The organism is Streptomyces spongiae, from assembly GCF_009377185.1.
In the GTDB taxonomy this organism is placed as follows: Bacteria; Actinomycetota; Actinomycetes; order Streptomycetales; family Streptomycetaceae; genus Streptomyces; species Streptomyces spongiae.
Genome location: NZ_VJZC01000387.1, coordinates 1 through 9,453, shown reverse-complemented (window position 1 = coordinate 9,453; position 9,453 = coordinate 1). Strand labels below are relative to the sequence as shown.

Sequence of the window (9,453 nt, the reverse complement as noted above, 5' to 3'; positions counted from 1 at the left end):
GCCCGTCGGCGAACCGACGGGCCCCTGTGCCGTACGCGTGCGCGCCGGCGGTCGGGTGGTCAGCAGTCCGGTACCGCCCACACGGGAATCAGCACGTCGTGGCGGGACCAGCCGGTCACGTTGGTGGCCGTGTTGGTGTGGTGGTACCACTCCTCCTGGTCGTTGATCACCACGCGGCAGTGCGCGGTCGAGCCCTGCGAGGTGTAGCCCTTGCCGACCGTGGGCGAGGCGAGGTCGGGCCGGGTGCGGATGCGGGCGCCGTCGACGCGGTAACGGCCCGGGCTGGGATCCTGGGCGGCGCGGACGCCGGTCACCTGCGTGCCCCTGTCGCCGGACTGGGGCGTGCCTCCCCCGGTGGCGGCCACCGCCGGTGACGGGGCTGTCAGCGCGATGACGGCGACGCCCACGGCGGCCACCGCTCCCCCTGCTGCACGAAGCCTCATGCTGTCTCGCTCCTCTCCCTCGCGTTCCTGTCGCTCGTGTTCCTGTCGCGCCTCAGGCGCCGCACACCGGCACGCCCGGCAGTTGGTCGTCCGGGGTGTCCACGTAGTGACTGGCGATGTAGCCGCGCGAGTCGCCCCGGGTGATGTAGACCCACCAGGGATTGCCGCCGACGGGCTCGCCCTGCTTCTGGCAGACCGCCTCGAAGGGCTGGTTCGGCTGCAGATTTCCGGCGACCGCCGGGCAGTTGGCCGGCGAGGGGAAGCCGTCGCAGGTGGCCGGGTCGGAGGGGTTGTCGCGGACGTTGACGTCGGTCGCCCAGACCGTGAAGCTCGCCCGGGCCGACGCTCCGCCGGATGCCTCGCCGGTGGCTTCACCGGCCGCCGAAGCCGGAGCCGCGGTCAGCGCGGTCACCGCCACGACGGCGCCCAGGACTGTACGAAGTCGCATGGAAGATCTCCCCGTTGGTGTCATGTGGACCTTGCACCCGGCACACGATGGAGGGACGCCGCCCGCATGACAGCCGACGTGTGTGATCCCCGTCACTCAGGAGTCGGATTCGAGGGCTGACCCGTCCGGTCCGGTGAACACGTGGTCACATGCGCGGAGTTGCGGGTACGGACCCCGGGCAGCCAGCCGGTCACGCCCTTCTGGGTCCGCACGAGGTACCAGCGCGTCGACGTCACCCCGGCCTCGTCCTCGACCAGGGTCCCGCGCGTGATCACGCACACCGCGGCCAGCCGGTCCCCGTGCCACACCCGCCCCGCCCGGTTGTCCTCGGCCGCGTACTCCTCGTACGGGTCCTTCGCCAGCCGCAGCGCGCACTCCAGCGTGCGCAACTCCCGGCAGGCCCGCTCGGCGTTGTGGACGGTGACGGTCACCCCGCCGTCGGACGGAGAGGGGTCTCCCGAAGGCCGTACGAACCACCAGCCGCCCAGCAGCACGACGGTCACCAAGGCCGAGGCGAGGGCGAGTCGGGGCCACTGGCGAGGACGGGGTGTGGCGGTACGGACGCTCTCCCACAGACCGGCAGGCATCTCGATCGCCTCGTCCGCGGCGCGGAGCCGGGTGCGCAGCAGCGCGGCGACGTGGTCGTCGGCCTCGTCCCCGGGCCTGCTGCCCGGTGCTTTCTCAGACCTCATGGCCCTGGCTCCCTTCCAACAGTTCCCGTAATCTGCCCAGCGCCCGCGCGCGATGCCGGGCGGCCGTGCCCCTGTGCACGCGCATGATCTCGGCGGCCTGGTCGATGGTGTAGCCGTCCAGGTCGACGAGGATCACGACACCCGCCTGCCGGTACGACAGCCGCTTCAAGAGCCGGACGACCTCCAACTCGGCGTCCCGGCGCGCCACTCCGCCGTCCCAGTCCGCGGCGAGCACCGGCCCGACCGCTCCCGCCGCCCCGGACTCCATGCCGTCCATCTCGTCCACGGGCACCTGTCGGCGCTCCCGGCGATGGGAGTCGCGTACGACACTGAGCAGAGCGGTGAAGGCATACGCGTACGGCTCCGGGTGGGCGAGGAAGCGGTGGGGGCGGGCAGCGAGCTTCAGATACGCCTCGTGCACCGCGTCCTCGGCCCAGTGTCGGGACCCGGCGAGCATCACCGCTCTTCGGTAGAGCCGGGGCAGGATCTCGCAGAACGTCGCGTCGAAGCGTGCGGGCGGCGGCGAGAGGCCCATGTGCGGGTGTACCTTCCCTGGCGGAGTCGTGGCCGGGGCCCTGGTACCCGGACGGTTGCCGACGCACACAGGTCGTGTTCGCACCTCCACCGCGCGCACTCGGACGGTCCACGGCCCGGTGGCGGGGAGCGCCGGGTCCTGGGCATGGTGTGGGGGACACGCAGAGGAGCCGTACATGTCCCGAACCGAAGAGTCCTTCGCCCTGATCCCCGGCGCCCGGGACTCCCCCGTGATCCTCCATGTGCCGCACTCGGCGCGGGAGATACCGGCCTCGGTGCGCGGCGACTTCGTGCTGGACATGGGGGAGCTCGAGCGGGAGCTGGACCACATCACGGACGCGCACACGGAGCGGCTGGCCTCCGCCGCGGCGGAGGCCACTGCGGTCACCCCGTGGCGGTTCGTCAACCGGCTGTCCCGGCTGGTGATCGATCCCGAGCGGTTCCCCGACAAGCGGGAGGAGATGCGCGCCGTCGGCATGGGCGCGGTGTACACCCGCACCACACATCGCGCGCCGCTGCGGCCCGAGGACTTCGACCCCGGACCGCTGATCGAGCGTTACTTCCACCCGTACGCCCAGGCGATGACCGCGGCGGTGGCCGACCGTCTCGCCGTGGCCGGGCGGGCAGTCGTCCTCGACGTCCACTCCTATCCCACGGCCCGGCTGCCGTACGAACTGCGCGGCGACGGCCCGCGCCCTCCCGTCTGCCTGGGTACCGACCCCTTCCACACACCTGCCGAGCTGCTGGCCGCCGCCGAGGAGGCGTTCGCCGGCTTCGGCGGCACGGGCGTCAACAGCCCGTTCTCGGGCACCTACGTCCCGCTCCCGTTCTACGGCACGCAGCCGAACGTCACCGCCCTGATGATCGAGATGCGGCGGGACGTCTACATGGCCGAGCCGGGCGGGCCGGCGGGTCCCGGTCTCGACCGGCTGGCCGGGGCCCTCGCGGCGCTGGTCGACGCGGTGTCCTAGGGCGCTTCTGACGGCTCTCCGCGTTGGATCTCCGCGAGGGCCCGGACAACTCGGGCACACTGGTTGCCCGTTCGCTCTTTCGGCAGGGCACCCCTGGCTGTCAGACTTCCGAGGGTGCCCGACTTCGACATGCTTGTCATCGGATCCGGTCCGGGCGGCCAGAAAGCCGCCATCGCCGCGGCCAAGCTGGGCCGCCGGGTCGCCGTCGTCGACCGCCCCGACATGGTGGGCGGCGTCTCCCTCCACACCGGGACCATCCCCTCCAAGACCCTGCGTGAAGCGGTGCTCTATCTCACCGGCCTCACCCAGCGCGACATGTACGGCCAGAGCTACCGCCTGAAGGAGGACATCACCGTCGCCGACCTGACCACGCGCACCCAGCACGTGGTGGGCCGCGAGGTCGACATCATCCGCAGCCAGCTCTCACGCAACCACATCTCCCTGTTCGCCGGCACCGCCCGCTTCGTCGACGACCACACGGTCGCGCTGCGCGAAGTGTCCGGCAACGAGCGGCTGTTGACCGCCGAGCACTTCGTCATCGCGACAGGCACCCGTCCCGCCCGGCCGGACAGCGTCGAGTTCGACGGGCGGACGATCATGGATTCGGACAACGTCCTCACGCTGGAGCGGGTACCCCGTTCCATGGTCATCGTGGGGGCGGGCGTGATCGGCATGGAGTACGCGTCCATGTTCGCCGCCCTGGGAAGCAAGGTCACGGTGGTGGAGAAGCGGGCGGGAATGCTCGACATGTGCGACGTCGAGGTGATCGAGTCGCTGAAGTACCACCTGCGGGATCTGGCCGTCGCCTTCCGCTTCGGGGAGACCGTCGCCGCGGTCGAACGCCACCCACGGGGCACGCTCACCGTACTGGAGAGCGGAAAGAAGATCCCCGCGGACACCGTGATGTACTCCGCTGGCCGACAGGGCCTGACGGACGAACTCGACCTGGACAAGGCCGGGCTGGCCGCAGACCGGCGCGGGCGGATCACCGTCGACGAGCACTACCGCACCCAGGTCCCGCACATCTACGCCGTCGGCGACGTCATCGGTTTCCCGGCGCTCGCCGCGACCTCGATGGAGCAGGGGCGGGCGGCTGCGTACCACGCGTGCGGTGAACCGGTGGGCCGGATGCACCACCTCCAGCCGATCGGCATCTACACCATCCCCGAGATCAGCTTCATCGGCCGCACGGAGGACCAACTCACCGAGGACAGCGTGCCGTTCGAGGTCGGCATCGCCCGCTACCGTGAACTCGCCCGGGGGCAGATCATCGGCGACTCCCACGGCATGCTCAAGCTGCTGGTCTCGCCACAGGACCGCACCCTGCTCGGGGTGCACTGCTTCGGCTCCGGAGCCACCGAGCTCATCCACATCGGGCAGTCCGTGATGGGCTGCGGCGGCACGGTCGACTACCTGGTCGACGCGGTGTTCAACTACCCGACGCTCGCGGAGTCCTACAAGGTCGCCGCGTTGGACGCCACCAACAAGCTGCGGCAGATCGACCGGATCGGCGACTGAGGGAGCACTTCTTCCCTGCCTGTTCAGCCAGAAGGGTCGGTGAGCATGCGCCAGCCGGGCGTGTAGTTGCCGTGCAGCACGAGTGACGCGGCGCCGACCGCTCCGACGGTGTCGCCGATGACGCTCTGCTCGATGGCGATGGGCCGGATGGCACGGGCGACGGATGTGCTGTTGACAGCCGTGTCGATCTCCTCGCGCACGATGGGCTCGATGCCGCGCAGCCCCTCACCGCCAAGGACGACACGGCTGACGTCGAGCAGACTGACGGCACCCCGCGCGGCCTGCCCGATGCGGCGGGCCGCGCTCCGTACGACGTCACAGGCGTCCTCGTCGCCGGTGCGGGCGGCCCGGCGGAGCACCTTCCAGTCGCCGTGCAGGGAGGCGGGGTCGCCGGTCAGGCCGATACGGTCGGCGGCCGCCCGTCCGTGGAGGCGCAGGAGGTCGTCGATGATGGCGGCCGGGCTGCAGTAGGGGCCGAGGCAGCCGGTGCCGCCGCAGTGGCAGACGCGGTCCCCCGGTTCGACGGCCAGGTGGCCGAACTCCCCGGCGTTGCCCGAATCGCCGTGCAGCACGGTGTTGTTGAGGACGATGCCGGCGCCGATGCCGGTGCCCAGGTAGATGAACAGGAAGCTGCCCGCCCGGGCCTCGCCGCCGATCCAGCGTTCGCCGATGGCGGCGGCCGTGGCGTCGTTGTCCAGGGCGACGGGCATGTCGGTGGCCTCGGCGAACATCTTCAGCAGGGGAACGCGGTCCCAGCCGGGGAGGTTGGGCGGGGAGACCACCGCACCGGAGGAACCGTCGATCGGTCCGGGAGCGGCGATGCCCAGGCCGAGCAGGCGGCCGGGGTCCACGGCGGACCGCTCGGCGAGCCGCAGGGCCGCGCGCGCCACCCGGTCCACGACGTCGGCGGGCTCGCTCGGGACGCTGAGTCTGAGCCGACGGCTGGTGAGCACCTCGCCGGCGAGGTTGACCAGGACGATGACGGCCGCGTCGGGGTCGAGATGGACGCCGAGCGCGTAGGCGCCGTCGGGTCGGGGGGCCAGCAGGGTTCGGCGCTTGCCTCCGCTGGAGGGTGCCTGGCCGGTCTCCGTGACGAGGCCGGCGTCGAGCAGTTTGCGGACGACGTTCGAGACGGTCTGGTTGGTCAGGCCGCTGAGCGCGGCCAGTTCGACCCGGCTTATGGGCCCCCTGGTCCGTATGGCGTCCAGCACGACGGCCTGGTTGTACCCGCCGACCCGGGGCAGGTTCGTGCCACCGAGCATCGTCACCTGTCGGTCACCTACCGCTCCTTCTGTCTTGTCGTTCCCCTCGGCTGAACGGCACCGACACGACAGGAACGCACCTTGTGACCCGAATCGTGAGCCATGCCCCGTATGCGCAGAACGGCGATACGTGACGAAAGTTTACACGCAGGAAGCGTTGACTTCATCCATCAATTGGATTTAGCTGACGCCCACCAAGTCGGGCGCACCGGCCAGGTCGCACGGGGTGGCGCCGTAGGGAGCGCCTCGTGCGAACTGCCCTCGGCCCGCATCTCAGTCGCGGCTTTTCCCCAGTACCTCTCCTCAGGTTTCGCGTTCCGGAGGAACCACCGTGCGTTCGAGACTCATCGCTGCCGCAGCACTCACCACCGCCACCGCCCTGGCCGCCACCGGCTGCGGGGATTCCGGCTCGTCCGGGAGCTCCGCAAAGTCGATCAAGGTCGTCTACTGGCAGAACCTGGACACCAAGAACAAGCTCCAAGCCAACCGACTCGCCGCGGTGGTGAAGCAGTTCACCAAGGCCAACCCGGGCACCAAGGTGAGCCTCGTCCCGGTCACCGCCTCCGAGAACGACTACTACACCAAGGTCCAGCTCATGATGCGGTCCCCCGCGACCGCCCCCGACCTCGTCTACGAGGACACCGCGCTGATCAACTCCGACATCGCGAGCGGCTACCTCAAGCCCATCGACTCCTACCTCGCCAAGTGGAGCGACTGGTCGAAGTTCGTCCCCGCCTCCAAGGTGGCGGCGCGCGGCGCCTCGGACGGCAAGACGTACGGAGTCCCGGACGGCACCGACACCCGCGGAATCTGGTACAACAAGCAGCTCTTCAAGAAGGCCGGCATAGCCGTGCCCTGGCAGCCGAAGACCTGGGACGACATCCTGAGCGCCGCCCGGAAGCTCAAGGCGAAGCTGCCCGGCGTCATCCCGATGAACCTCTACACCGGCACGGCCGGCGGCGAGGCGTCCTCGATGCAGGGCTTCGAGATGCTCCTGTACGGCACCCCGGCGGGCGACAAGTCCCTCTACGACACCAGCCAGAAGAAGTGGGTGGTGGGCAGCAAGGCGTTCAAGGACTCGCTGGAGTTCGTCCACACCGTGTACGGCGAGAAGCTCGGCCCGCCGGTGGACCAGGCGCTCGGCGCCAACTTCGGCACCACCGTCGGCTCCGAACTGATCCCCGAGGGCAAGCTGGCGATCGACATCGACGGCTCCTGGATGCCCAACAACTGGGGCTCCACGAGCCCGAAGCCGTGGCCCGACTGGAAGACCGTGATCGGCACCGCGGCGATGCCCACCCAGGACGGCCAGGCCCCCGGCAAGATCAGCATGTCCGGCGGCTGGGCCTGGTCGATCCCGGCCAAGGCCAAGAACCCGGACCTGGCGTGGAAGTTCCTCACGGCCATCGAGACGAAGGCCAACCACGCCAGTTGGAACGCCACCAACGCCAGCATCGCCGTCCGCACGGACTCCGCCAGTGATCCGGCGTACGCCAACTCCGTCCCGACCAACAAGTTCTTCACGGACCTGGTGCGCTACACCCACTTCCGGCCCGGTCTGCCCGCCTACAACCAGGTCTCGACCGCGATCCAGAAGGCCATGGAGTCGGTGACCACCGGCCAGGAGTCGGTCGACAAGGCCGCCGCCACCTTCGACAGCGATGTGAAGGCCGCCGTCGGCGACGACAAGACCGTCAAGGGCACCTCGTGACCGCTTGGACGTCGGTGCCCCACAAGGCCGGTGGCTCCCACCGGCCCCACGGGGCACCGCCCGCCCCCGTACGCTCCCTGCTGCGCGGCCTGCCGATGCTCCCGGCAGTGGTCCTGCTGGCCGTCTTCCTGGCGGGACCCATCGCGTACTGCGTGTACTACGCGTTCACCGACATGCAGCTCACCGGCGCGACCGGCACGCACCTGGTGGGTCTGGACAACTTCACCCGGGCCCTGAAGGACCACGACTTCCTCAACGCGGTCTGGCTGACCCTGGCGTTCGTGGTGGGCTCCGCCGTCATCGGGCAGAACACCCTGGGACTCGCACTGGCCGTCCTGATGGAGAAGGCGGAGAAGCCGGTACGGTCGCTCACCAACGGTGTCGTCATCGCCGCATGGGTGCTGCCCGAAGTGGTCGCCGGCTACCTGATGTACGCGTTCTTCTACAACCAGGGCTCGCTGAACTCGATTCTCGACGCCCTGCACCTGCCACAGCAGAACTGGCTCTACACGATGCCGATCCTGGCGGTCTGCCTGGCCAACGTCTGGCGCGGCACGGCGTTTTCGATGATGGTCTTCACCGCCGCCCTCAACGACGTGCCGCAGGAACTCGTCGAGGCCGCCGAGATGGACGGCGCAGGTCCCTGGCAGCGGCTGTGGCGGGTCGTCCTGCCCGTCATCAGAGGGTCGATCATGACCAACCTGATGCTGATCACGCTGCAGACGCTCTCGGTGTTCGGACTGATCTACACCATGACCCGCGGCGGACCCGGCAACAAGAGCGAGACCCTTCCGATCTTCATGTACCAGCAGGCGTTCCAGAACAGCCTCATCGGCTACGGCACCGCCATCGCCCTGGTGCTGCTGGTGGTCGGCGCCCTGTTCTCCGTCGTGTACATCCGGCTGCTCAAACTGGAGGACGACTGATGGCCGTTCTCGCACCGTCGCGTGCCGCGTCCGTCCCGCCGACCACGGGCACCGCACGGCGGACCTCGCACCGGCGCCGCTCCCTCGTCGGCCGTATCGCGGTCAACGCCGTCCTGCTGGTGGTGTCGGTGACGTACGTCCTGCCGCTGCTGTGGATGCTCCTCGCCTCGGTCAGCAACACCAACACCTTCCGGCTGACCTGGCCGTCGTCGCTCACCTTCGGCAACTTCGACGCGGTCCTCAACGCCGACACCACCTACCGGCCGCTGCTCAACAGCCTGCTGCTGTGCGGCTTCGCGACCCTGGTGACGGTGACGGCGTCCTTCCTGGCCGCCTATCCGCTGTCCCGGTACCGCTCCCGCCTGCGCCGGCCCTTCCTCTACACGGTCCTGTTCTCCACCGGCCTGCCCATCACCGCCGTGATGATCCCGGTCTACAGCATGTTCGTGCAGGTGAACCTGATCGACTCGGTGCCCGGCACCACGCTGTTCCTGGCGGCGTCGGCGCTGCCCTTCGGGATCTGGCTGATGAAGAACTTCATGGACGGCGTACCGATGGTGCTGGAGGAGGCCGCCCGGATCGACGGTGCGAACACCGCGCACGTGCTGTGGCGGGTCGTCCTGCCGCTGATGCGGCCCGGCGTCACCGTGGTCACCATCTTCACCTTCATCGGCATGTGGGGGAACTTCTTCGTCCCGTTCATCCTGCTGCTCTCCCCGGAGAAACTCCCCGCCTCCGTCAGCGTGTTCACGTTCCTCAGTGCCCGCGACCAGACGCAGTACGGCCAGTTGTCGGCGTTCTCGCTCCTCTACTCCCTCCCCGTCGTGATGCTCTACGTACTGCTGGCCCGCAAGCTGGGCGGCGGCTTCGCGCTCGGCGGCGCCCTCAAGGGCTGAGCACTTCAAGAAGCTGGCCCTTTCAAAGAGCTGCCCCACCTCCGAAGAGCAG

Annotated in this window: 10 protein-coding genes; 5 read left to right on the top strand and 5 right to left on the bottom strand. The window is 69.4% G+C overall.

Annotation, left to right across the window (positions count from 1 at the left end; genetic code table 11):
• Nucleotides 1–59: 59 nt before the first annotated feature.
• The 4 genes from FNH08_RS35355 to FNH08_RS35340 all read right to left on the bottom strand — a co-directional run bounded on the left by FNH08_RS35355 (nt 60) and on the right by FNH08_RS35340 (nt 2,118).
• The gene (locus FNH08_RS35355) at nt 60–443 is read right to left on the bottom strand and encodes a hypothetical protein (RefSeq protein ID WP_152775613.1); all 384 of its coding nucleotides are present in this window, start codon (nt 441–443) and stop codon (nt 60–62) included.
• A gap of 52 nt (nt 444–495) precedes the next feature.
• Nucleotides 496–891, bottom strand: coding sequence for a hypothetical protein (locus FNH08_RS35350; RefSeq protein WP_152775612.1), 396 nt, complete (start codon nt 889–891; stop codon nt 496–498).
• 92 nt (nt 892–983) lie between these two features.
• Nucleotides 984–1,583 (bottom strand): hypothetical protein, encoded by a 600-nt coding sequence (locus FNH08_RS35345; RefSeq protein WP_194238717.1) that lies wholly within the window; start codon nt 1,581–1,583, stop codon nt 984–986.
• The gene (locus FNH08_RS35340; RefSeq protein WP_152775611.1) at nt 1,573–2,118 is read right to left on the bottom strand and encodes an RNA polymerase sigma factor; all 546 of its coding nucleotides are present in this window, start codon (nt 2,116–2,118) and stop codon (nt 1,573–1,575) included. The genes FNH08_RS35345 and FNH08_RS35340 overlap by 11 nt, the downstream gene beginning before the upstream one ends.
• Nucleotides 2,119–2,293: 175 nt before the next feature.
• Here FNH08_RS35340 and FNH08_RS35335 point away from each other — a divergent pair, with 175 nt between their 5' ends.
• Both FNH08_RS35335 and sthA read left to right on the top strand, forming a co-directional pair.
• Entirely contained in the window at nt 2,294–3,088 is a 795-nt protein-coding gene (locus FNH08_RS35335; RefSeq protein ID WP_152775610.1) for an N-formylglutamate amidohydrolase, read from the top strand.
• A 114-nt stretch (nt 3,089–3,202) separates the two neighbouring features.
• Entirely contained in the window at nt 3,203–4,606 is a 1,404-nt protein-coding gene (gene sthA / locus FNH08_RS35330) for a Si-specific NAD(P)(+) transhydrogenase (protein ID WP_322726018.1), read from the top strand.
• A gap of 23 nt (nt 4,607–4,629) precedes the next feature.
• Here the strand turns inward: sthA and FNH08_RS35325 are convergent, their stop codons facing one another.
• Nucleotides 4,630–5,868, bottom strand: coding sequence for an ROK family transcriptional regulator (locus tag FNH08_RS35325; RefSeq protein ID WP_152775616.1), 1,239 nt, complete (start codon nt 5,866–5,868; stop codon nt 4,630–4,632).
• 331 nt (nt 5,869–6,199) lie between these two features.
• Here FNH08_RS35325 and FNH08_RS35320 point away from each other — a divergent pair, with 331 nt between their 5' ends.
• The 3 genes from FNH08_RS35320 (at nt 6,200) to FNH08_RS35310 (ending at nt 9,401) form a co-directional block, all read left to right on the top strand.
• Complete coding sequence (locus tag FNH08_RS35320; protein ID WP_322726017.1) at nt 6,200–7,579, top strand: extracellular solute-binding protein; 1,380 nt, start codon at nt 6,200–6,202, stop codon at nt 7,577–7,579.
• A gap of 95 nt (nt 7,580–7,674) precedes the next feature.
• Nucleotides 7,675–8,505, top strand: coding sequence for a carbohydrate ABC transporter permease (locus tag FNH08_RS35315; RefSeq protein WP_152775614.1), 831 nt, complete (start codon nt 7,675–7,677; stop codon nt 8,503–8,505).
• A complete protein-coding gene (locus FNH08_RS35310) occupies nt 8,505–9,401 on the top strand; it encodes a carbohydrate ABC transporter permease (RefSeq protein ID WP_152775609.1) in 897 nt (298 codons plus the stop codon). Before FNH08_RS35315 ends, FNH08_RS35310 begins: the two co-directional genes overlap by 1 nt.
• The last annotated feature ends 52 nt before the right edge of the window (nt 9,402–9,453 follow it).